At 39.2% G+C, this 22,771-nt stretch carries 21 protein-coding genes and 1 riboswitch; of the genes, 11 read left to right on the top strand and 10 right to left on the bottom strand.

Annotated features, from left to right (window positions below; genetic code table 11):
• The first annotated feature begins 345 nt into the window (after positions 1 to 345).
• From BW724_RS03870 to BW724_RS03860, 3 genes are all read left to right on the top strand, one after another.
• Positions 346 to 453 carry a sporulation protein YjcZ gene (locus tag BW724_RS03870; protein ID WP_088073773.1) on the top strand — a complete coding sequence of 36 codons (108 nt, stop codon included), beginning with the start codon at positions 346 to 348 and terminating at the stop codon, positions 451 to 453.
• Positions 454 to 581: 128 nt separating this feature from the next.
• A complete protein-coding gene (locus tag BW724_RS03865) occupies positions 582 to 1,349 on the top strand; it encodes a coiled-coil domain-containing protein (RefSeq protein WP_088073771.1) in 768 nt (255 codons plus the stop codon).
• Positions 1,350 to 1,598: 249 nt separating this feature from the next.
• Positions 1,599 to 2,405, top strand: coding sequence for a YihY/virulence factor BrkB family protein (locus tag BW724_RS03860; RefSeq protein WP_088073770.1), 807 nt, complete (start codon positions 1,599 to 1,601; stop codon positions 2,403 to 2,405).
• Positions 2,406 to 2,634: 229 nt separating this feature from the next.
• Here the strand turns inward: BW724_RS03860 and BW724_RS03855 are convergent, their stop codons facing one another.
• On the bottom strand, positions 2,635 to 3,330 hold the full coding sequence (locus BW724_RS03855) for an AIM24 family protein (RefSeq protein WP_088073768.1): 696 nt from the start codon (positions 3,328 to 3,330) through the stop codon (positions 2,635 to 2,637).
• A gap of 191 nt (positions 3,331 to 3,521) precedes the next feature.
• Positions 3,522 to 4,154, bottom strand: a complete 633-nt coding sequence (locus BW724_RS03850; protein WP_088073766.1) for a hypothetical protein — start codon at positions 4,152 to 4,154, stop codon at positions 3,522 to 3,524.
• Positions 4,155 to 4,462: 308 nt separating this feature from the next.
• Between BW724_RS03850 and BW724_RS03845 the strand changes: the two genes are divergently transcribed.
• Positions 4,463 to 5,026, top strand: a complete 564-nt coding sequence (locus BW724_RS03845) for a hypothetical protein (RefSeq protein ID WP_088073765.1) — start codon at positions 4,463 to 4,465, stop codon at positions 5,024 to 5,026.
• A gap of 287 nt (positions 5,027 to 5,313) precedes the next feature.
• Here BW724_RS03845 and BW724_RS03840 read toward each other — a convergent pair whose 3' ends face one another.
• The 6 genes from BW724_RS03840 to hemH form a co-directional block, all read right to left on the bottom strand.
• On the bottom strand, positions 5,314 to 6,519 hold the full coding sequence (locus BW724_RS03840; protein ID WP_088073764.1) for a DUF5050 domain-containing protein: 1,206 nt from the start codon (positions 6,517 to 6,519) through the stop codon (positions 5,314 to 5,316).
• 382 nt (positions 6,520 to 6,901) lie between these two features.
• Positions 6,902 to 8,272, bottom strand: coding sequence for a type I glutamate--ammonia ligase (gene glnA, locus BW724_RS03835; RefSeq protein WP_088073763.1), 1,371 nt, complete (start codon positions 8,270 to 8,272; stop codon positions 6,902 to 6,904).
• Positions 8,273 to 8,611: 339 nt separating this feature from the next.
• Positions 8,612 to 9,385 (bottom strand): hypothetical protein, encoded by a 774-nt coding sequence (locus tag BW724_RS03830; RefSeq protein WP_088073761.1) that lies wholly within the window; start codon positions 9,383 to 9,385, stop codon positions 8,612 to 8,614.
• Positions 9,372 to 9,902, bottom strand: coding sequence for an RNA polymerase sigma factor (locus BW724_RS03825; RefSeq protein WP_235848886.1), 531 nt, complete (start codon positions 9,900 to 9,902; stop codon positions 9,372 to 9,374). Before BW724_RS03825 ends, BW724_RS03830 begins: the two co-directional genes overlap by 14 nt.
• Positions 9,903 to 10,051: 149 nt before the next feature.
• Positions 10,052 to 10,843, bottom strand: a complete 792-nt coding sequence (locus BW724_RS03820; RefSeq protein ID WP_088073760.1) for a hypothetical protein — start codon at positions 10,841 to 10,843, stop codon at positions 10,052 to 10,054.
• Between the two features lie 194 nt (positions 10,844 to 11,037).
• Positions 11,038 to 12,000, bottom strand: a complete 963-nt coding sequence (hemH, locus tag BW724_RS03815; RefSeq protein WP_088073758.1) for a ferrochelatase — start codon at positions 11,998 to 12,000, stop codon at positions 11,038 to 11,040.
• A gap of 170 nt (positions 12,001 to 12,170) precedes the next feature.
• On the opposite strand from hemH, the gene BW724_RS23470 reads away from it, so the two are divergent.
• Positions 12,171 to 13,025, top strand: a complete 855-nt coding sequence (locus BW724_RS23470) for a hypothetical protein (protein WP_088073757.1) — start codon at positions 12,171 to 12,173, stop codon at positions 13,023 to 13,025.
• A gap of 64 nt (positions 13,026 to 13,089) precedes the next feature.
• On the top strand, positions 13,090 to 13,284 hold the full coding sequence (locus BW724_RS03805; protein WP_088073756.1) for a hypothetical protein: 195 nt from the start codon (positions 13,090 to 13,092) through the stop codon (positions 13,282 to 13,284).
• Positions 13,285 to 14,553: 1,269 nt separating this feature from the next.
• Here the strand turns inward: BW724_RS03805 and BW724_RS03800 are convergent.
• Together BW724_RS03800 and BW724_RS03795 are read right to left on the bottom strand one after the other, a co-directional pair.
• Positions 14,554 to 16,227 (bottom strand): transposase, encoded by a 1,674-nt coding sequence (locus tag BW724_RS03800; RefSeq protein ID WP_088073754.1) that lies wholly within the window; start codon positions 16,225 to 16,227, stop codon positions 14,554 to 14,556.
• Between the two features lie 179 nt (positions 16,228 to 16,406).
• On the bottom strand, positions 16,407 to 17,597 hold the full coding sequence (locus BW724_RS03795) for a M50 family metallopeptidase (protein WP_088073752.1): 1,191 nt from the start codon (positions 17,595 to 17,597) through the stop codon (positions 16,407 to 16,409).
• 180 nt (positions 17,598 to 17,777) lie between these two features.
• Positions 17,778 to 17,894, top strand: a riboswitch (TPP riboswitch).
• Positions 17,895 to 18,216: 322 nt separating this feature from the next.
• On the opposite strand from BW724_RS03795, the gene thiC reads away from it, so the two are divergent.
• The 5 genes from thiC to BW724_RS03775 all read left to right on the top strand — a co-directional run bounded on the left by thiC (position 18,217) and on the right by BW724_RS03775 (position 22,521).
• Entirely contained in the window at positions 18,217 to 19,989 is a 1,773-nt protein-coding gene (gene thiC / locus BW724_RS03790) for a phosphomethylpyrimidine synthase ThiC (protein WP_088073750.1), read from the top strand.
• The gene (locus BW724_RS03785; RefSeq protein ID WP_088073749.1) at positions 19,967 to 20,158 is read left to right on the top strand and encodes a hypothetical protein; all 192 of its coding nucleotides are present in this window, start codon (positions 19,967 to 19,969) and stop codon (positions 20,156 to 20,158) included. Before thiC ends, BW724_RS03785 begins: the two co-directional genes overlap by 23 nt.
• Before the next feature lie 236 nt (positions 20,159 to 20,394).
• Positions 20,395 to 20,562: a hypothetical protein gene (locus BW724_RS23465; protein ID WP_176371282.1), complete on the top strand. Its 168-nt coding sequence runs from the start codon at positions 20,395 to 20,397 to the stop codon at positions 20,560 to 20,562.
• A 263-nt stretch (positions 20,563 to 20,825) separates the two neighbouring features.
• A complete protein-coding gene (locus BW724_RS03780; protein WP_088073748.1) occupies positions 20,826 to 21,518 on the top strand; it encodes a response regulator transcription factor in 693 nt (230 codons plus the stop codon).
• 1 nt (position 21,519) lies between these two features.
• Positions 21,520 to 22,521, top strand: coding sequence for a sensor histidine kinase (locus BW724_RS03775; protein WP_088073747.1), 1,002 nt, complete (start codon positions 21,520 to 21,522; stop codon positions 22,519 to 22,521).
• Positions 22,522 to 22,771: the final 250 nt, after the last annotated feature.

Raw genomic sequence — 22,771 nt, 5'->3', positions numbered from 1 at the left:
AGGGCTTAGGTAATAGTATGGTTAGTGAGTAAGGGCAAGGATTAAGAGACACCGCACCCTTACAAAACAGTCAAAAGGAGGATTTCCTAATTACTCACACAACTCTCGGCGGTTTCTCGTTTATTCTAGTGATTTTCATTCTATTGGTGATCATTGGAGCCGTTGTTACCTGGTAAGGAACTATTATAACGAACACACCCTAAAACGCGTCTGAGTTGAACAACAGTAATATCGTATTTTTCCGCAAGAGTCCAATCACCTCAGGGCAAAGGTGAATATGGTAGTTATTAAGTGAGAACAATTTAAATCTGTTCTTACAATCTGCTTCTAAAGGAGGCATTTGAGATGCACACAAACTTCGGTGGATTCTCATTCATTCTAGTAGTATTCGTATTGTTAGTGATTATAGGTGCCGTTGTTGTCACGCCGCAAGGCCATGGCTACGGTTACTAATATAATGTTAATGGGAGGGGCGCTGCGTTAGCGCCCCTCCTTTTGTTTTGTTCTCACATATGTGTTTACTAGTTACATTTGCGGGAATCCTACATATATAGAACGATGTTGCATTGGAGGGAGTAGTGTTGTTACGGAAAAAGATGATAATAAGCATTCTCACAATAGTTACAGTCCTATTTGTATTGCCAGCGTGTACCACAGCTGAGGAAAATGGCACAGACAATGATGGTGATGTTGCCACTTGGGAGACTCAAATTGAGAACCTGAACGAGGAAATTGAACAATTGAGGAGCCAGGTGTCGGAGAAGGACGAGGAGATAGCAGTCCTTAACGAACAACTACAAGCAAACGCTAATAGCGATGAGGAAGAAACGAGAGGTGAGGAAACTGTTTTAGATGAAGAACACCTCCGAGAACGTGCAGATGATGTAGTTATCGCCTTAGAGTACAAAAATTTTGAAAGTCTCGCTAATGTTGTTCACCCTGAAAAAGGTGTGCGCTTCTCTCCGTATGCTCACATAGATACAGAGCAGCACCTTACTTTTGAGGCTGAAGAGGTAATGGAATTTGGTAATGATGAGGAAAAATATACCTGGGGCGTCCAAGATGGGTCAGGACACGAAATTAACCTCACCCCATCGGAGTATTATGAACAATACATTTATATTCGAGATTTCAGTAGAGAAGCTTCTGTAATCAATATTAACGAGATTGAAGCGCATGGTAACTTGCTCATTAACGTAGAAGAAGTTTATCCCGATGCTGATTTTGTGAGTTATTACGTTACACCTGGAGAGGACGAGCTTGATTGGGCAAATCTAATCCTAGCTTTTGAGGAATTTGACGGGGATTGGTATTTGGTTGGATTGGCTGTTGACCGCTGGACCATCTAGTTAGCTGGTAACCAACTATTATAACGAACGAAGCAAAAGAAGCGTGAGTACTTCTATTCTCATGCTTCTTTTTCTTGTTCTAAACATAGCCATCAAATATGTCATGTTTAATAAGGACGTGCTTAAGGAATATTAAATGACGTAAATGTAGACGTTTATTTGAAATAAAAAACAGATTAATCAGTTGATTAAGACTCGATTTACGTTTAAGTTAAAAGTACGAGTTTAGCAATCATCGGGGGGAACGAAATGCCACTTATCATGTCATTAATTGCACGTTTTAAAGAGCACCGTTTAATTGAGCTTGCTGCACAGTGCTCCTATTATTTACTGCTCTCACTATTTCCATTTTTAATTTTTATCATTACCCTGATTTCATTTTTTCCCATCTCATTAGAATTCGATATTGCACTCATTCAAGACATCGTACCAGGGGATATCGCTGGGATGATTGAAAATCAGTGGTCGCACATTACTGCACAACAAAGCACGAGTCTATTGTCTTTTGGTATCATCTTCACCCTTTGGACAGCTTCCCAGTCTTTAAATACGATGCTCCGCTTGTTAAATCGGGCCTACGATGTAACGGAAGATAGGAAGATGATTAAGGCAAGGCTCCTTTCCATCACATTAACCATTGGAATGTTTGCTGTTGTACTTGTAGCACTCGGGCTCCAAGTTGTTGGTGCTGCTTTTATGGATATGTTTGTATTTGATTTAATTCTTTTTGAATTCAACGCCATTCGATGGGTACTAAGTTCCTTGCTTCTATTTATTGTCTTTACATTGCTGTACTGGTTAGGCCCGAATATCCGTTTAAGATTTAGTGAGATTTATTATGGGGCAATTTTTGCTACGGTTGGTTGGCAAGTTACATCATTCTTTTTCTCATATTACTTGAATAACTTTGCAAACTATACAGCTACATACGGGACAATTGGGGCAGTAATCGCCTTAATGGTTTGGTTCCACCTCTCGTCCGTTATTATTCTATTTGGTGGGGAGATCAATGCTGCTCTTAAGGAGGATAAGTTTGATAAGGTTGAGTGGCGCTAACCCCGTTACCAGGTAACCGACTGATATAACGAACACACAAAATATAAAAAAAGCAAGCTCACTTAGGATAGCTGTAACATAGATAATATCCATACTATCCATTGATCTATGGCAGTTTCCTAGTGTGCTTGCCTATTTGCTTTGGGGGAGATTAGCCTGATATCCCCAGGGTATGAGCGACAGCCCTTCCATAAACCTGAACCACCAGTTACTCGACGAGACTTTATACTTACTCGCTAGTCGTCGTTGCGCCCCGTTCTTCCACAGATTGAACTATAACGAAGCCGTCGCCGGAGAATTCCATTTGGAAGGACTCACCACTGCCCCTCCCCAAGAAAGTCCTGAAGCTAATGTCCGTTCGGATTTCCGGTTGCAGATGACCAGACCATGCAACTGTTGTTTGAGGGTCTGTCATAACTGGAATGCCAGGACGAACCTTCAAGGTGAGCGGCTCGAAATGAGAGGTAATAGCTACCAAGCCACGCCCTTTCAACGTGACGTTAAACAAGCCACCTGACATCATGCCAGCTATTTTTTTCATCAGCTTAATATCCCATTCAATTCCTGGCTCAAACGCCAGCAAATCATTACCATTCACGGTGATTTCGTCGTTATTAAGTTCAAGGATGGTGATCATCTTCCCTTGATCAGCTAGATATAGCTGCCCACGTCCTTTCGCTTTCATAAGAGAAGTTCCCTCACCAGTGAAGGCCTTTTTGAACATGCGCCCAACACCATGCTCTAAGACACGCTCCCGCTCAAACTTAATATTTCCGTTATAGGAAACCATTGACCCTAGTTTTGCCCAGACCATATCGCTCAAATTCACTTCTAGAATGCGCGGCGTTTCTAGCTCGAAGAAGTCGTTTCCCCGCTCACGTTTCGCAGTTTTTTCAACAAACTCATCAATTGTATACTTACTCATTCTGCTTTCTCCCTTCTTTACGGACACTACATTTATTTTGTAAAAAATTGTATGCTGTTACTCTACATTGTACAGCTACTTCACCTGGTCATTTATTCCTTAGTTTCCTTATATCATAGAAGAGTTCATCCACATTGCACAGTTAATCCACTGTGATACGTCACTCCATATTTTACTGTTATTTCATCTACTTAGTTATCCAAACTTACTTTTTCCTCAGAAAGACCCTCTGTATCATCCCGTAGACCTTTCTGCCTCAAAATTTCGCGGAGTTCTTCCACATCTTGTTCGTTAAGAATATAAACAAACAGAGATTTTTCCTTCTCATTCTTTATTTCTATTTCTGTATAGCTTGAAGAGTTTTCAAAAAGACCGTATGCATTGCTTCCCAATTTGAGTGGCCTTGTTTCAAAACTCCTAAGAGTATTCCACCGATAAAATCGCTCATCAACATAAATTCCCGATGGCATGACCAGGAAGCTAGGAATCTGATTATTAAATAGGGTTAATAAAAAGAAAACAGGCAAAAAAACCACATTGTGCCATTCAAAAAGAGGGCCTTGGCTAATGACAACACCCATGATAACTAAAATAAACAGAGTGGTCACCACTACAAACCAATGCTTCCATTTCCAATTCTTCGAACGAAAACTCGGTGCCTGTGCTTCTCCCCTGTACGTCATAATATTTTTTTCCGTATCGTAATTTGAGGGGAACATTGCTCCTTCTGCGTTTTCGATCATGTTCCTCGCTCTCATATAATCTTTGCCGATAAAGAAGAGACCAACAATTATAATCAAAACCGTGATTACTAAAATGACCACATTACCACTCCTACTCGTTTACAGCACAATCGGTGTTACTGTAAATTTTTGTATTAAAACCATTGTAACATCTATTTGTGAATATTTTTAGAATTTTTAATCACTGACCTTTTGCGAACATTAGTTCTATGATATAATAATATAAATGGGGTGTTTATGTTGATGCTTACGTTAATAGTAGTCTCACATATAATTCTATACTTTTATTATTTTGAGTAGTACAGGACAAACACTACTTTCTTACCTTTTTAAAATGCTGTTTGAGTGCTAAAATGGATTTACCAAAAAATAAAGAGGAGGTGAAGAACATGAGTGAGGAAAAATTGGACAAGCTGATTGATATATTTATGGATTTTAAAAACGAAATGACTGAGTTCAAAAACGAAATGACTGAGTTCAAGAACGAAATGACTGAGTTCAAGAACGAAATGACTGGGTTCAAAAACGAAATGACTGAGTTCAAAAACGAAATGACTGAGTTCAAGAACGAAATGACTGAGTTCAAGAACGAAATGACTGGGTTCAAAAATGAAATGACTGGGTTCAAGAACGAAATGACTGAGTTCAAGAATGAAATGACTGAGTTCAAGAACGAAATGACTGGGTTCAAAAACGAAATGACTGGGTTCAAGAACGAAATGAAAGATTTCAAGAGCGAAATGATTGAGTTCAAGAACAATACTGAGAGCAGATTATCTAGCATCGAAGGAAAACTTGATCGCATTGAGCGCAACCAAGTTGAAGATACTAACACGATGCTAAGAGTGATCAACGAGAAACTGGATAATCGTGATCATGAGGTACAAGCTTTAAACAAAAGAGTTTTCAAAGTGGAAACTGAAATTGAACGATTAGCCAACCAACAGCAATAATTGACGTTAATTTTCGATACGCTACTTGTGTTTGTCCTTTTAAACAAACTCCACGGCGAACAACGAAACAAGGCTCAACACCTGGAACATGAGATGTTGAACCTCACAAGGATTATCAATATAGATGGTGAACCATGAACATATTATGAATATAGCTGTCAATCCATGAACGTATTAAGCGTTTAGATCTTGAACCGTGAACGCAGCACCACATTTAAACTGCATCTACCAACAAAAACCAATCAAACCAAAGTAGTTTGTTCCGCTTCCTTCAACTTCGAAGAACTCTAGTCTACTTTTTCCTTTGTAAAACTGTCTTTATGAATTCTATATAAGCCGTGCACGTCGTGATAGTAAATCCAATCCCCTACGACATTGATTCCCTTAAAGTCTCCTCTGTAAGGACGGGCTATTTTCACTCGATTTTCCCCATCTAAACTGCATTGATAAAGGCCAGCTACCCTCTCTTTTCCACCCATGTCAAAGTAAATTAACTTATCATCTAGAACATGAAAGCGATGGGGGGAAAAAGGAAGAATCGTCTCAACTTCTCCTCCATTTATATGTACCTTAGAAAGATTCCCGAGATGTCCAGCCAATGTACCACGATTTGAAAAGTAAATGTACTCCCCCACAATTTGAAATGACCCGACTTCATTTTTTACCAAAATATGTTGATCAGTTCCGTCCTTACGCATCTTGTACAGATGTTGCCCTCCGATGCCAAAGCTATTACGAACATAATAAATCCAATGCTCATGAAGTGCCATCGCCTGGACCTCATCATAATGAATAAACGTAGACTGCTTCCCATTTAAGTCAGTGCTAATTACGCCCCACTGTTTCGGTAGCATAAAAAACAGTCTTTTCCCATGAATAACAAGATTGCTAACCTCTCGATCTATGATTTTCACGATTTCTCCACTTGTAAGATTATATTTATATACACCGGCTCTCCCACTTGCTTGATTTACAAAAAACACGTCGTCTCCATGACACTGAATGCAGCTAATTTCTCCGACCATTACTTTCCCCAGGGAGTCTCCATTCTCTCGCATCTTATAAATACCATTTCGCCCAGAATAAAAGACCCATTTCCCATTCGTTGCTGCAAAACCGCCTTGAAGGAGGTTAGCCCCCACACTAGCTTGCTTTATAACGGAACCTTCACTATTATCAGCCTTCTCACGAGTGCCTTGAGTTTGAGATGTATTTTGTTTTGGGTTTGCTTTGGCTTGGTTAAAATCTTTCCACATATATGTTCGCGGGCTTTTCTTACCATGATCCGATTTTTTATCTGGAGTAAAATAAGCATCGTATTGCTTCCTTAACTTAGAATCGATTAATACCTTATATGCTGTCTGCCCTTTTCGGAAAAATGCAGGATCACCGCCAACATCTGGGTGGTGGATTTTCGCCATCTGACGGTATGCCTTTTTTATTTCATCACTAGAAGCATGGTTGTCTACGCCCAGGATATCATAATAATTCATCCCTGTTTCATTCCTTCCCCTTTGAAAAAATCAGGTCTCTACCCTTACAAAGAAATCATCTACTTCTTGTCCTCTATGTCCGCACATGTAGCAAACACTTCGTCCCACACTGTTCTGTTCTTTATATAGAATATAACATAACTTTATAGAGAACAACAACTGTTTTGTTACACTATTCAGTATATTGAACAAGAATATTAAGATTCCTATCGTTTTGTATGGGAAAACAACTCTGAAACTTTGCAATACAAAAGAGGTCCCTTTTCAAAGAAAGGACCTCTTTTGCGTGAAGGAAGGAGATATTTCGTTTTGGCAACCAAATAAATGTATAGGAAGCATGGGGTTGAACGAGAGGGGCAGCCCCATGCACCAATAACTCTACTTAAAACTTTGTGTGATACTCTTCCATTTCCCAACCGTGAACGGTAGTACGGAAGCTATCTAATTCTTCTTTTTTGGCACCCACATATTCACTGAATACGTGCTCGCCAAATGTTTTTCTACCAATTTCACCTTTTTCAAATTCCATGACTGCAAACTCTAAGCTAGTTGGAAGATTATCAATCTCCTTTAAAAACAGTTCTTCTGCTGTCATGCTGAAGATATCCTCATCAAATGCGTCAGGAGCTTTCAATTCTTTTTCCACCCCATCAAGACCTGCAGATGCAACAATAGCAAATGCTAAATATGGGTTGGCTGATGGATCTGGACAACGGATTTCTACACGAGTTCCTGGTCCGCGCATCGCTGGGATTCTGATGAGCGCCGAGCGGTTGGAGGAAGACCAAGCGATATAACAAGGCGCCTCATAACCTGGAACTAAACGCTTATATGAGTTTACTAACGGATTCGTTACTGCTGCAAAGCTTTTTACGTTTGTTAAAAGTCCAGCGATAAATTGGTATGCAGTTTCAGACAATTCATTTTCATCTTTTTCATCAAAGAAGGCATTCTCTCCTTTTTTGATATCGAATAGGGAAATATTCGTATGCATTCCATTTCCGTTTTCCCCAGCAATCGGTTTTGGCATGAACGTTGCGTGAAGTCCGAACTTTTTCGCAACAGTCTTTACAACCCATTTGTAAGTGATTGCATTGTCTGCAGTTGTTAAAACATCAGCATATTTAAAGTTAATCTCGTGCTGACCACGGGCTACCTCATGGTGAGAGGCTTCAATAGTAAAGCCCATTTTTTTCAACGTTTTATAAATTTCTAGACGAACTTTTTCCCCATTATCATGTGGTGATGGCTCAAAGTAGCCTGCGAAGTCTTGTGTTTGTTCCGTTGGACGACCCGTTTCGTCTGTTTCGAATAAGAAGAACTCAAGCTCTGGCCCTACATTGATTGCATAACCCTTTTCTTCAGCCCGTTCTACCGTTCTTTTTAAAACATTACGAGGGTCTCCTTCAAAGTCCGTACCATCTGGATTTTTCACGCTACAAATGAATCTTGCCTCTGAATACCCTTCTTCCTCCGTCCAAGGAAGAACTGTAAAACTATTTAAGTCTGGCTTTAAATATAAGTCCGATTTATTGATTGGGGAAAATCCTTTAATGGAAGACCCGTCAAACATGATTTTTCCATCAACCACATCATCTAATTGTTCCGCAGTTACAGTGACATGCTTTAAAATCCCTTCTAGGTCCACAAATTGTAAGTGAAGTAATTCAACACTCTTCGCTACCATTTCCTCCTTGATCGCTGGTAAGCCCTTCGTCCCTAATCCTGCAAATGTGCTTGTTACTGTTGTCATATTAAACATCCCCTTCGTTTTGTGTAAACTTTGTTAACACCGTTTGTTATGTTTATAATATTAAGACAGTTTCGAATACAAAAAATGATTTTCGTTAGATAATCTGACAGAGAAATTTAAGAAGGGGGTTGAAAGCCTATTGTGACGGGGTTTTCTGTATTAAGTGAAGCAATACCCATGGCAAAGGAGAGTCCTGTATTGAAATAAAGAGCAAAGTTTATTAGAGCTAAAAACAATGATTATTAGACTTCACCAATCACTATTATTTAAATTTCAAAAGTCAAATTTCATTACTCAACCTCATGGAAACATGGAATTAGCCACCTACTTACTTCCAAACTAATCCAAAGGCCTTGTATTTTGAATCATAGCTTTGAACTGTTCATATGCGTCTGTTTCCATCGCCTCTTCCAAGCTTTCATCATTTGGTTTCCACATTCGGAAAAATAATGGCGTATTATCTACTTCAATCAAAGCTAAGAACTCCCTTTTATCCCCTGTAAATCCTGTGTGTGAAAAAATCAGAATGTTGTTAACAGTATCTACTTGGTCTAATTCCATGCCCATATATGCCACATTCCTATCAAAAAACATTTCTACAAACTCACGATAGGAACTGCTTTCCTCGTAGGACTCTTGAAGTACATCCGTTTCTTCCTGTGGAAGGTGTGTCATGATGATAGCCGACTGGTGAACACTAAATCCTAACTGTGGATCACCACCGTCAAAAAAGTAAATGGAATGATAATCATCAATAATATCTTCCATAAACTCCCATTCATCTCCCTTAATTGTAATTATCCCAGCTTCTTCATTACGATACACTTCCATCCCCTCTGGTGGAGTGACGTCCTCGCTTGAACCACCATCTAGAACACCTTGAGATATCAATAAATAACCTCCAATGACTATCACTAAAATCATTGCTGCAGATAATACAGGATTGAACATTTTCCGAACAGAACTGAATGGTCGTTTTTCTTTGTTCTCCATCTTTTCCATGTTTCTCATAAGTTTTTGCAGTCCCTCCTGTTTATCTATCTGGGAAAACTCTATCTTATTGTACTTTTTCAATGATTCATTTATATCCTGTTGGTCATTATATGATCTCATGGGTATATCCCCCCTTGACCAATTGCTTCTTTAACGCCTCCAAGGCCCGATGTAATGTCGTTTTTACTTTCCCTTCTGACCAGCCAAGAATTTCAGCCGCCTCCTTGGTGGATAACTCCTTTACTTTCCTTAAGATAATCACTTCCTGATAGGATCGCTTCAGTTTTTTTAAGCAAAAATAAAGTTGTTCTTCCCGCTCGCCCATTTCTGCGATAGTTTCTGGACATGAGGTGTTGGTGGCAGGTATTGATCCAACTGTCTCAAGGAAGTATTGAATTGGTTTCCCCTTGCGCATATAGTCAATTGTTGTGTTCCTAGCAATATGATAAAGCCAATTTTTCTCACTAGTTATCCCCTGATATTGACTCATTGTCCCATACGCTTTTAAAAATGTATCGTGTGTTAAGTCCTTCGCCTGCTCGTGATCCCCGATCATCAGTAAAATAAATCGGTAGATATCGTCGCTGTATTCCTGGTACCATTTCTGTATTTTATCCATTTCATAATTTCTATCCAAAACCTCTCCCCCTTCCATCTTCATCATAGCTAGCCTAAAATAAGTTCTCATAGCGCAATTAAAACAACAATTTACTCGCTTTCCGCGGACAAACCGTCGAGCCTCCTCAAAAAAACACCCGGCATGATCTCGTCTATTTTCAGTCCATTCTATTCTCCATTACTCATTGGTTTTGTATTTTGTATCAGTGCAAGGAACTGGCCATAGTACTCCCTCTCCATTACCTCTTCCAATGTTGGGTCTTCGCCATCTCCAGAAGATAAGTTTAATGTAGTATAGAAAGGGGTATTTTCCGATTCAATCACTGCAATGAAAAACCAGTCACCTTCGTATCTTTCATATAAAAAAATTGGTATCCCATTTACATTGTCGATTTCGATTTCCTTTAAATCATCCAACGCTGTATATTCTTGATAGTCTAAAAATAAATCGATGAATTCAGAATAAGAGTCACTTAAGTCATATGCTTCTTGCAGTGTATTTGTATAATCTTTTTGAACGGGACTATAACTATTATAAGTCTGTCTAATGCTGATTCCACCTACAGAATTGCTACCTTCTATAAACATAAATTGAACTGTTTCTTCCTCATTTGAACTGTCAATTACAAGCCAATCTTCACCTTTGATTGTAATAATACCTGAGTGTTCATCACGGTACTCTATCATTCCGTCTGGTACAGCAGCTCTACCACCTGGTCCTCCATCAAAAAGTCCGCCTTGGGAAATTAACAAGTAAGCCCCTACGAAAATGAGAACAAGCAGTACGCCAGATAAAACAGGGTTAAACTTGTTAAAGACTGTCCTCCGTTTTATAGCAGTCTCTGATTTTTCGATACTAGACATAAGTTTTCCCAACCCTTCTTCTTTTTCTGTTAACGGTAACTGTAAGCTATTGTAGCGCCTTAGACTATGCTCGACTTCTTCCTCGCTCTTAAACATCGCTATGTGTCCCTCCTTCCTTAAACCAGTGGACTATCTCTCGATTTTTATTTTCCCTAATGACGTGCGAGTTCAATAAAGGTTACACTTTTTCGAAAAAAACCTTCTTTCTAAACAAATGTGATAGTTAATGAAATACCATAACCTGAAAAAGAGCAATGTCCTACATCAGGCCATTGCTCTTCTGCCAAAACTCAAACTAACCTTTTTCTAACTAGATCCTCCAGACAATCTATAAACAAGGAGTCATCATTTGGAGCAGGTAAATAACTGTATTCCAATCCTCCAGCTTCCATAAACGCTTCCTTGTTTTCCTCCACCAGCTCTTCTAGTGTTTCTAAGCAATCTGCTGCAAAACCTGGTGCCATAATATGAACATGCCTCTTACCTTTTTCCGCCAAACGAACAAGCGTATCTGTGGTTGATGGCTCAATCCAAGGCTCTTTCCCAAATTTCGACTGGTAGCTTTGAATGATTTCTATATCTGGAAAAAGGGAACGTAAAGCTTCAGTCGTCACCGTGCACCTCTCCACATAGTCATCGCCCGTTTCCACATATCTTGTAGGAATCCCATGATAAGACACAACAAGCGCATCTGGTTTTCCATTTTCTGCAATACCATTTTCTACACGTTTCTTTAAAACTTCAATATATTTCGGGTGATCAGGATAATCTCTAATGAAGGATACTTCCGGAATATCACGCCACTTAGAAACCTCTTTCTGCACACCGTCCCAAACCGAAGCAGTCGTAGTAGAAGAATATTGAGGATATAAGGGAACAACTACTAATCTACGTACACCCCACTGATGCAATTTTTCGACTTCATCTCTAATCGAAGGTTGTCCATAAGTCATGGCAAGCCTCACTCTGATGTCCCCTTCATCTATAAAACGTTGCTGAAGCTTGTCCATTTGAAGCTCGCTATATACCAAAAGTGGCGAACCTTCCTCCGTCCAAATCGATTGATAGAGCTCGGCTGACTTTTTTGGTCGAAAACGAAGTACGATACCATGTAATATTGGCAACCATTTCCAACGAGGTAGATCTATCACTCGTTGATCACTCAAAAATTCCTTTAAATACTTTCTAACTGATTTTGTGTCTGGCGCATTTGGAGTTCCTAAATTCACTAACAATACTGCAGTTTTTTCCATATTCAATCTCCTAGTCCCATGTTATGTTACTAGTTTATTATATTCGACGAACTTCGTCATCTTCCCTTATTAAATGGTCATGGAATCCTCAAATTTGCTCATCTTTTCTCAATGGTTGGTTAAGCTATAATAGAGCTCTACAAATTTAGATTATAGGTGGCATTCACAAAATGAAGAATAGAGTTCTCTATCTAAGCTTAAATTTTATAAGCGTCCTTTTCCTTCTCTATACATTTATTAAAACTTCACAAAAGAATAGGCGCTTCCTTCTTCCATTGTTCCTAGCTTTTACTGGCATTAACTACGTGTTTGAATTTTTCGTATTAGTAGTAACAAAAGCGTATGCATACAGGCCAAAATTGTATAAAAATAGATACTTCGATAATGTTTTTGGATCAACAGTATCACAGCTTTTTGTCGTCCCAACGACTAGCTTGTTTATTTCCGTTTTTAACAAGTCAATTTGGTGGAAGCTACTAGTTGCTCTCTTCCTCTCCACCGTTGAGAGAATCTTTGTTAAAAACAAGATATTCAAGCACTATTGGTGGAAAACGACATTCACCTTTATCGGCTTACTGACCTTTTTCAATATTGCAACATATTGGAGGAAATTACTTATTGAGAAAGAACTAAAGGTTATAGAAATATTAACTACATTTTTCGCTATTTTTGTCTGTTCGGTTACACTAAATTTTTACCATGTATCCCTATTAAAAACCTGTATGTTTAATGTGAAAATCTTCTCTGATCGTTACCGAAGTCATGTTTTTCTATCAACCATCTATAGTGTATTAAACGCAATACTATTCACAATTAATATATACTTGAAAAGTTGGAGACTCACTGCACTAACCGCCTTCTCCTTTTTTAGTATAGAATTTTTTTTCAATAAGTTGAAAGTAATAAAAATAACTAGCATGCTTTTTTATCCCTCTACATTCCTGACAAAATTTTTTAGCTTATGGATTGGGAAATATGTACATGGGTTATTGCATCAAGAGCAAAAGCCTGAAGCGAACTCTTAAAAAACTCACAAATAAATGAAAAAATAGATTATACTATTAAAATAAACCTTCAGGAGGAATGAAAATGGACGAGCAACAACAGGAACAAGCACCTAAGAAAAAAATTAGTTTACAGGAAGCAATTAAACAGCAGCTTGCAAATAAGAAAAAGAACCAAATGAACAATAAAACGAACTCTAACCCTTTGCAGAACAACAATAAGATGCAAAGTCAACAAGCAAGAAAAACCCAGACTACTAGAAGAAAAATGGGCGGGTAATAAGAAAAGCGGAAGTGCCTATGATCACGAGCGTAGGGCAGTGGAGGAATGACAACTAGAAGTCGCGCTTTTTTGACTTCAGTTGTCATTTCGAAGTGCCCCGCAGCGAGTAGGCGCTGGAGCTAGACATAGAAAAGCGGAAGCGCCTATGATCACGAGCGTAGGGCAGTGGAGGAATGACAACTAGAAGTCGCGCTTTTTTGACTTCAGTTGTCATTTCGAAGTGCCCCGCAGCGAGTAGGCGCTGGAGCTAGACATAGAAAAGCGGAAGCGCCTATGATCACGAGCGTAGGGCAGTGGAGGAATGACAACTAGAAGTCGCGCTTTTTTGACTTCAGTTGTCATTTCGAAGTGCCCCGCAGCGAGTAGGCGCTGGAGCTAGACATAGAAAAGCGGAAGCGCCTATGATCACGAGCGTAGGGCAGTGGAGGAATGACAACTAGAAGTCGCGCTTTTTTGACTTCAGTTGTCATTTCGAAGTGCCCCGCAGCGAGTAGGCGCTGGAGCTAGACATAGAAAAGCGGAAGCGCCTATGATCACGAGCGTAGGGCAGTGGAGGAATGACAACTAGAAGTCGCGCTTTTTTGACTTCAGTTGTCATTTCGAAGTGCCCCGCAGCGAGTAGGCGCTGGAGCTAGACATAGAAAAGCGGAAGCGCCTATGATCACGAGCGTAGGGCAGTGGAGGAATGACAACTAGAAGTCGCGCTTTTTTGACTTCAGTTGTCATTACGAAGTGCCCCGCAGCGAGTAGGCGCTGGAGCTAGACATAGAAAAGCGGAAGTGCCCCGTAGCAAGTAAGCACTTAAGCTCGATTCACAGTATAACTCTCCTATTACAATGGCATGAAGGATCACAATCCTCGTGCCATTTGTGGTCTCTTGGAAATTCATAACATAAACATGGATTATCGCCATGTACATGTATTCTAATCCTTACCTGTGAAAAATAATAAGCGGAGAATTTCCGCTTAAATTCAACATTCACCTACTTTTGTGGAAAATAAGGGGAGTTTTTCCGCCTACACAAAGGAAATTCCCCCTTTTTAAATTGATTTGAATCAATAAGCGGAATTTCTCCGTCTATTATGACTATTTTTTGTGCTATTTATTGAATAAGAGGAATTTCGAGACTGTCGATTTATTGTAGTTTATTTCACTTCTATCCCTTATTTCACAAACTTCTTGGCTTTTATTGAGTTTTTTCACAAAGTTTCACTATTTTAATGCTTTCTGCCCTTTTTAAGGCCTTCGATATTGTCCTAATTTACCTAATTTGGGCAGACGGGGGCCTTTATCCGATTTTCGCATTTTTTATAACGGTAAAAAGGCTTTATAGGTTCAGCTAATTTCTTCACCATTATTTTCAAGTTGATAACCATTGCCGTCAATTTAGATGTTATCCTTAATGATTCTCTCCCTCTTGTTCTTGGTTTCCTGAGTCCATGATGGTTGGCTGCTTCATTATTCGTTCTTTCCACATCGTACCGATCCCTTAATGCATCTTTTCCAACTTCAGTTAAATTATAGGATTTTCCTTGTTCCATTATTTCATAGTAATCACTGATAAAAACGGTACGACCTTTTTCATTGGTTGTACATTGTTCAAATAGTGGACAAACTTGACAAGTTTTCGCTTCGAATTTGAATTGATTCCCTTGATTTACGTTATTTCGCACTTTCTTAGAAGTCGAATACCCTTGAGGACAGATGACCTCATCCAAATTGGCATCATAAACAAACCAATCGCTTTCTAATAACCCCGTTGGATTTTTATATTTTTGTATAGGAGCTGTCATTAAAATTTTCATTCCTTGTATTTTCTGACGATTTTCACCTGTGCCATAGGCCGTATCACCTATGAGCTGTTTCGGTGCAATTCCGTAACTACCTATCATTTCTTTCACCATTGGACCAAGACGCTCTCCGTCCCACTCATTGCCTGGAATGGGTTCAATATTCAAGACTAATCCGTTCTCCCTCGACTCTAAGACTTGGATTTTATCTCCGGTAAACTTCAAGGATTTCGATTTATATCCACTCCGAATTTCTGGATCATAGGCACTTCGAATTCGATCTTTTGGTTTTTCTTTTTTTGATAATTCTTGGTACTGGGGTTGTCCCTGTTCGGCCCCTTCGTGCTTATCCTGATCAATTGATTTAGTGTTTTCCTGTAAAATTTGATAGAGAATGGCTTGAAGTTCCAAACAACGAAGTTGTTGTTTTGATTTCTTCCATGTCCAGAATATAGGTTTTACTTTTTCATTTTCTAGCCAATGTAACAGGCTATAGGCTTCCACCACCAGGCGACTAAATAATACCAATCGTCGCTTTTCAGGTATTTGATCCGAGAGTGGCTTCATAAAGCTTTTGAGTGCACAATCCTTTTGAAGATAGGTATACAGCTTTGGATATGTACGTTCGATGTGATGAATAATTTGAAGGATTCCTTGTTGGATTAAGCGATACGACCCTACTTTGGCAATGTTAGCATACGTATGAAAGGAATCAATAAGCCAACGATCATCTTCTTTCCCCCACAGCCCTTTGTCTAAAGCTTGGGAAAGAATGTGGTGGTGACACGCATCAAATAGGGCAGAACCCATGCGATCTCGATCGAGCCCTAAGGTACTATGGTCGAAACCGTTAAAAGCAACGGGCACTCCCAAAAAACGTTTTATATGTAGATGATAAAGAATGGCCACTTCCATTTCACGATCAGAGTAATTGTGATAGCGTTGAGCAAAATGAATCTTTAATTTAAGAGAAGGAGCATAAGGACGTTGTCCTTTAGAGGAATACAAGGATGCACAGAGTTCATCTGCAAAGGAAAAGTCAATCACTTGTTCTACTCGGCTCCAGAAAGGATGGGAAGGGACTGAAGAGAAAACTTCATAATCTGCGAAAGACAACTGACCAAATGTTTTATATTGAATATGAGCCATCACGATCACTCCATATATAAGATTTGTCTTAATTTTACCTTAGATATGGAGGAAAGTGATGAGTTAATGAAAAAAGTATGTGAAATAGGAGATTATTATGAGTTAATCGACAGTCTCATTTCTACGGTTATTCATTCAATTGAGTGAGCACTTCTCCTCGTGTTAACTGGCTGACATAATCAGCTACTTCTCTTCAAACTAATTTTCTCATTAAATAGCATTTCATCTTCATAATAACCTTCAAAAACCTTCCAAATTCCATGTGCAGGAGAAATGTTTATATTTTTCTTCTCATTTAAAAACTCCGTATTATCTTCTATTCCAAACATGTGAGCAATTTGCTTATAAAAGTAATTGCGCATTGCCGTCTTTTGCTTATGGGTAACCTTTAATTCTTCGTACATTTTCTCTGCTTTTTCCTCATCACCAATGGAATATAATAGCTGAATGATTCTAAAAATAATCGCAAGTCCCATTTCCGTTTGACCCAACTTAGAATACCTCTTTTCACCTGCTATTATGAACTCCACATAGTCTAGCACCACTTTCGGTATTTCCTTCTCTTTACCCACTAGAAACTCCATGATAAAGGTTTCTAAAAGGGCTAATGTGTATATATGGGTGTCTTCTTCCTTTAATTTTTGAGATAACTCATTAATAAGGTACCTCTTCAAGTAAGTGTTACTACGCCTTGTTTTTTCATAGTCTGTTGAAAATGCTGCATATTGATATAATTGCATTCCTGTAAAAAAACGATTTTTCTTAGCTAAATTATAGGCTGGGAAGTCTCCGATAGCACTTTCCGATTTAATAAAGCTACTTCCTAAAAAGAACAATGTAATAAATAATAAGGATAGTCCAAAAGTAAACATGGTTGATTGAAGATACACATTAGATGAAATTGTAATAATTAGTACTGCAATCCCTGACCCAACTACCCATAAATAAAGTGATGCCAACGGACCTGCAATTAATGCTCGCGCATATCCCTTCTGATGCTTTATTAACTCTTCTTCACCTTTAACCGATTTAAGGTCAGGAACAGCAATTCCTCCCATAAAAGTAACGTTGTTCGGGTTAAATTCAATTTTCCATCTCCCATTTCGCTTGATAAAAAAGAAGAATGTAATGGCTACAGCCCTAACACTTAATCCGTTTCGGGCAAAACTAATTGCGTGCCCTAATTCATGAACTGTTAATGCCAACAAGTATGTAAAGATGATTACTAAATAATTCACGTAAACAGGCAGTGCTGTCAGCTCTTCCGGAAAATCTAGTTCTAATAAAAATCCAGCTCCAAAAAATCCAACAATACCTCCCACAACCAAAAATATGACTAAAGTGATGATTTCTGATTTCTTTTTCTTCACTTACTACACAACTCCTCCCAATACATATATTTGTTAATTATACTTCACAGGGACGTGAAAGGCTTCACATTAATTGATTTTTCACTATAAAACCACTAATTTTAATTTTCTAATAAATAAATATTGACAGGTATTGATTTAATTGGTATTTTCTATGTAACAATTTAATATAATTGTTGTGAGTTCTACTGGGGGAGTCCAAATTCTGCTTGGACTGAGAAAGGAATGCAAGAAATTCTTTGACCCTTCGAACCTGATCTGGGTTATACCAGCGTAGGGAAGTAGTATACATTTCACGAAGGGTGCGGGCCTAACAGCCAAGAATGACGCACATTTCCAAGCCTTTTACTTGTATACATCCCATCGGGTTCTGATAATCAGAACCCGATTTTTTTATTGGTGTAACTTAGTTCTTATGCAAAAAGCTCTAATGGAATTATGTTTAGGTGAATTTTTTACGAGAGGTGCGAGACTCCTGTGGAACAGGAAGGCAGGGCAAGACCCTGCAGAGCGAATGCTCGAAGCGGCTTGCCGGCTTCTCCACGGAAAGCGAGTGCCGGTAGTAAAAAATACTAAGTTCCAACAGTGCAAACAAAATAAGACTAAGGAGGAAAAGAAAATGACGAAAACAGAAATGAACATCGAGTTGAAGTCACAATTTCCAGCCAGCAGCAAAGTGTATGTGGAAGGGTCACGTCCAGACATTAAGGTTCCAATGAGAGAAATTGCTTTAGAACCAACACAAGGAACTTTCGGTGAAGAAGAGAATGCGCCAGTGCGAGTTTATGACACGAGTGGGCCATACACGGATCCTGATTATGTAGTTGATGTGAGAAAGGGGCTACCTCCTCTTAGGGAAAACTGGATCTTGGAACGAAAGGACGTGGAAGCCTATGATGGTAGGGAAATAAAGCCTGAGGACAACGGCTTCCACCAAGGGGATCCTCGAGCCAATTTAGAAACATATCCCCATGTTAACCCAAAGCCTTTAAGGGCTAAAAAGGGTAAAAATGTCACGCAGATGCACTATGCGCGTCAAGGGATTATCACGCCTGAAATGGAGTTTATTGCGATTCGGGAGCACCTTGACCCTGAGTTTGTTCGTGACGAGGTGGCTCGTGGTCGTGCGATTATTCCTTCGAACATCAATCATCCTGAGTGTGAGCCAATGATTATTGGACGGAATTTTCATGTGAAAATTAATGCAAATATCGGGAACTCTGCAGTCACTTCTTCTATTGAGCAGGAAGTGGAAAAGATGACTTGGGCAACTCGTTGGGGTGCGGACACAATCATGGACCTTTCTACAGGAAAAAATATTCACACGACGCGTGAGTGGATCATTCGTAACTCTCCTGTTCCTGTTGGTACGGTTCCTATTTATCAGGCGCTTGAGAAGGTAAATGGTATCGCCGAGGATCTAACTTGGGAGGTCTACCGTGACACATTAATTGAGCAGGCGGAGCAAGGAGTGGATTATTTTACAATTCATGCTGGGGTCTTGTTGCATCATGTTCCATTAACAGCAAATCGTATGACTGGAATTGTCTCACGGGGCGGATCCATCATGGCACAATGGTGTTTAGCCCACCACCAGGAGAGCTTCTTATACACTCATTTTGAAGAGATTTGTGAGATTTTAAAAGCCTATGATATTTCTGTCTCATTAGGTGACGGTCTACGTCCTGGATCCATCGCTGACGCAAATGATGAAGCCCAGTTTGCTGAGTTAGAGGTTCTCGGAGAGTTAACGGATATTGCTTGGAAGCATGATGTTCAAGTCATGATTGAAGGTCCTGGTCACGTTCCAATGCATTTGATCAAAGAAAACATGGAAAAGCAGCTTGAGATTTGTAAGGAAGCACCTTTCTATACTCTTGGGCCATTAACGACGGATATTGCTCCCGGATATGACCATATCACTTCTGCTATTGGTGCTGCTCAGATCGGTTGGTACGGTACTGCCATGTTATGCTATGTAACTCCAAAGGAACATCTAGGTTTGCCTAATCGTGAAGATGTTCGTGAAGGGGTCATTACTTATAAAATTGCCGCGCATGCAGCGGATTTAGCAAAAGGACATCCCGGTGCACAGATCAGGGATAATGCACTATCTAAGGCTCGTTTTGAATTCCGCTGGAACGATCAGTTCAACCTATCGTTGGATCCGGAAAAAGCACGTGAATTCCATGATGAGACTCTGCCAGCAGAAGGAGCAAAAACTGCTCATTTCTGTTCCATGTGTGGTCCGAAATTCTGTTCTATGAGAATTTCTCATGACATTAAAAACATGGCTGCAGAAAAGGGTGTCAGTGAGGAAGTAGTTATTGAAGAGGGAATGAAAGAAAAAGCAAAGGAATTTGTTGATCATGGATCAAAAATCTATAAATAATAAGAAGGTTGCTAGATTAAAAACGGAAATTTCGGAGCTTCAGGAGCAACTGGATCAACGGAAGGAAGAATTGTCTGAGATCCAAAAGGGGTGTGAGCACTCTTTTCGTGAAACCAATGTAATAAGGGAGTGTTACAAATGTGGTTATGCAGAGAGTATGTACTATTGACTTAATATTGGTTACTGTTAAATAAGTATACCCCTGCTTATATTGTTACAGATTCAGATTCGTAGATTTTCTTTATGCTGGGAGACAAAGTCGGTGGCGATATATCGTCCATTTCAAATTATCGATGTCGTCACCGCCCTCCCTTCATATATAAAAATGCAAGTTTAGTTACAGATATTCTAAGGTTTTGAGAATACATTATTGAAGAAGAAATAAATAAGGAAAGGTTGTTATACGTGAACGTTATTATAGGTGTTATTATATTTGTTATTATAATTATCTTTTTAGGACTGATGTCTCTTGAGCGCTCTCAAAGGTATCAAGAGAAAAGGCTCGAAGAAATTGCTAAACAATTGACTGAATTAAAAACAAAAGTAGAAGATATGGAGAGAAAACTAAAATAATAATTCCCCCCTATCTATTTACGATGATAATTCATAAAGATATATATCCGCGAAGTGCTTATACAATGAATATTGCATACCAATCCGTCTAGATTTCCCCGTCCCCCACCCCTATAGCAATCCTGTTAACTCCAAATACAAAACTATTTTCCCGCAAGGCTAGAGAATTGGTCCATTATCCAATATGATAAGATTATAAATTTAACTAGTTCAACATTAAGCTTTGCTAGTTCGTAATTAAATGATCAGTTTGGGGGATAAACATGAACATACTCCTTGTGGAAGATGATAAAACAATTGCTTCAGGATTAGAATACTCACTCGAGCAGGAACAATATAACACGATTCTTTGTCATGATATTGCATCAGCAAAAGCGACTTGGGCAAGAGAAAAATCTAGCATAGACCTATGCTTATTTGATTTGTCTTTACCTGATGGAACAGGGTACGAGCTTTGTAAGCTTGTGAAACAGGAAAAGGATATTCCCGTCATATTTTTAACAGTCATGGATGAAGAAGTTAACGTCGTTATGGGTCTTGATATGGGAGCTGATGACTACATCACAAAGCCATTTAGAATCCGAGAACTCTTATCACGGATCAAGTCAGTGTTGAGGCGCTACAATAAAGAATCAAAGACGAACGCCTCCGCCACCATAACTCTACCAGAAAACATTCTTGTTAATACATTGGAGGGAAAGGTCTATAAGAACAATCAAGAAATCATCGTTACAGCCTTAGAATATAGGTTACTTCTAATTTTTTCCAATCACATTGGACAAGTTCTTACAAGAAACCAACTACTCGAGCGGATTTGGGATGTGGCTGGGGATTACGTCAATGATAATACCTTAACTGTCTACATTAAACGCCTCCGTGAGAAACTGGAGGACGATCCACATCAGCCTACTCTCATAAAAACCATCCGTGGTTTAGGCTATAAGGTTGGTGATTAACATGATGCGTAATCGAGAGTTTCGTTTGCTCCTACTCGTGATGATAGTAGTCGCTTCCCTTGGCGTGGTAATTGCAACGATTTTTTTCTCCTTAGGTGCTGCAATTCTTATCGGTAGCCTTTCTCTGATTTTGATTAGCTGTACCTTCTTTTTCACAGCATGGAGATACCGCCACATAGAGAAGCTGTCAGGATATCTTCGAAAAATAAGCGCTGGAGACTATGGTTTAGATGTGAGAGATAATGAGGAAGGTGAATTAAGCATTCTAAAAAACGAAATGTACAAGGTGACGATCATGTTATCAGAGCAACGGTCTCACCTCTTATCGGATAAGGCAACATTAACTAATGCCATTTCAGATATTTCACACCAGCTAAAAACACCAATCACTTCCATGACAGTTATGTCTGATCTACTAAGCTCGGCCAATCTTTCTGATGAAAAACGAATGGAATTCACTCGTAATATTCAAGTACAGCTGGAGCGAATTGATTGGCTTGTTACCTCCTTACTTAAGCTGTCGAAAATGGACGCTGGAACAATTCAATTTAAGAAGGAGTTGGTTTCTGTTAAAGAATTATTGAAAAAGGCAACAGCTCCCCTTCTCATTCCGATGGAAATTAAGGAACAAACCCTTGTCATGGCTGGAGAAGATAACACTACTTTTCTTGGTGATTTAAATTGGACCGCTGAAGCTATTATAAATATTTTAAAAAACTGTGTAGAGCACACTCCCAATGGTGGAAAGATTGATGTGAGCTATGCAGAGAACCCCCTTTTTACAGAAATCATTATTTCAGATACAGGAAAGGGAATTCCAAAGGATGAGCTTCCCTACATATTCAAACGTTTCTTCAAAGGAAAGCATGCTAGTGATGAGAGTGTGGGTATTGGACTAGCCATGGCAAATACTATTGTAAAAAGTCAAGATGGCACCATTGAAGTAAAAAAATTAGACCTAGGAACAGAATTCCGGCTCAAGTTTTACAAACAAGTGGTGTAACTTGGTAGTAAGTGACGTTTCTTGCATCGACAGTCCTCCTTCCTACTCGGTCCATTAGAAAAAGAAAGTGATTGACTTATATTTTTAGATAGTAGTTGATTTTGAGAAAGATTCGAGACTCCTGCGGGAAAAGCAATAGCTGAAGACCCCGCAGTGAGCTCGGTTTATGCGAAGGAGGAGGCTGAAGCATTGCCCGCGGAAAGCGAGTAATCTAAAGCAAAATCAACATCATAGTTAGATGATTAAATTT

The sequence above is a fragment of the Litchfieldia alkalitelluris genome (assembly GCF_002153425.1).
GTDB classification, from domain to species: domain Bacteria; phylum Bacillota; class Bacilli; order Bacillales; family Salisediminibacteriaceae; genus Evansella; species Evansella alkalicola.
The sequence above is the reverse complement of the archived record's forward strand: the minus strand, read 5'-3'. Positions and strand labels throughout refer to the sequence as shown.

Bases quoted from the DNA above. Each gene is read 5' to 3' on its own strand.
- BW724_RS03870 (WP_088073773.1), top strand. From the start codon at position 346: ATGCACACAAACTTCGGTGGATTCTCATTCATTCTAGTAGTATTCGTA.
- BW724_RS03860 (WP_088073770.1), top strand. From the start codon at position 1,599: ATGCCACTTATCATGTCATTAATTGCACGTTTTAAAGAGCACCGTTTA.
- BW724_RS03855 (WP_088073768.1), bottom strand. From the start codon at position 3,330: ATGAGTAAGTATACAATTGATGAGTTTGTTGAAAAAACTGCGAAACGT.
- BW724_RS03845 (WP_088073765.1), top strand. From the start codon at position 4,463: ATGAGTGAGGAAAAATTGGACAAGCTGATTGATATATTTATGGATTTT.
- BW724_RS03840 (WP_088073764.1), bottom strand. From the start codon at position 6,519: ATGAATTATTATGATATCCTGGGCGTAGACAACCATGCTTCTAGTGAT.
- glnA (WP_088073763.1), bottom strand. From the start codon at position 8,272: ATGACAACAGTAACAAGCACATTTGCAGGATTAGGGACGAAGGGCTTA.
- BW724_RS03830 (WP_088073761.1), bottom strand. From the start codon at position 9,385: ATGAGATCATATAATGACCAACAGGATATAAATGAATCATTGAAAAAG.
- BW724_RS03820 (WP_088073760.1), bottom strand. From the start codon at position 10,843: ATGTTTAAGAGCGAGGAAGAAGTCGAGCATAGTCTAAGGCGCTACAAT.
- hemH (WP_088073758.1), bottom strand. From the start codon at position 12,000: ATGGAAAAAACTGCAGTATTGTTAGTGAATTTAGGAACTCCAAATGCG.
- BW724_RS23470 (WP_088073757.1), top strand. From the start codon at position 12,171: ATGAAGAATAGAGTTCTCTATCTAAGCTTAAATTTTATAAGCGTCCTT.
- BW724_RS03805 (WP_088073756.1), top strand. From the start codon at position 13,090: ATGGACGAGCAACAACAGGAACAAGCACCTAAGAAAAAAATTAGTTTA.
- BW724_RS03800 (WP_088073754.1), bottom strand. From the start codon at position 16,227: ATGGCTCATATTCAATATAAAACATTTGGTCAGTTGTCTTTCGCAGAT.
- thiC (WP_088073750.1), top strand. From the start codon at position 18,217: ATGACGAAAACAGAAATGAACATCGAGTTGAAGTCACAATTTCCAGCC.
- BW724_RS03785 (WP_088073749.1), top strand. From the start codon at position 19,967: ATGGATCAAAAATCTATAAATAATAAGAAGGTTGCTAGATTAAAAACG.
- BW724_RS03780 (WP_088073748.1), top strand. From the start codon at position 20,826: ATGAACATACTCCTTGTGGAAGATGATAAAACAATTGCTTCAGGATTA.
- BW724_RS03775 (WP_088073747.1), top strand. From the start codon at position 21,520: ATGATGCGTAATCGAGAGTTTCGTTTGCTCCTACTCGTGATGATAGTA.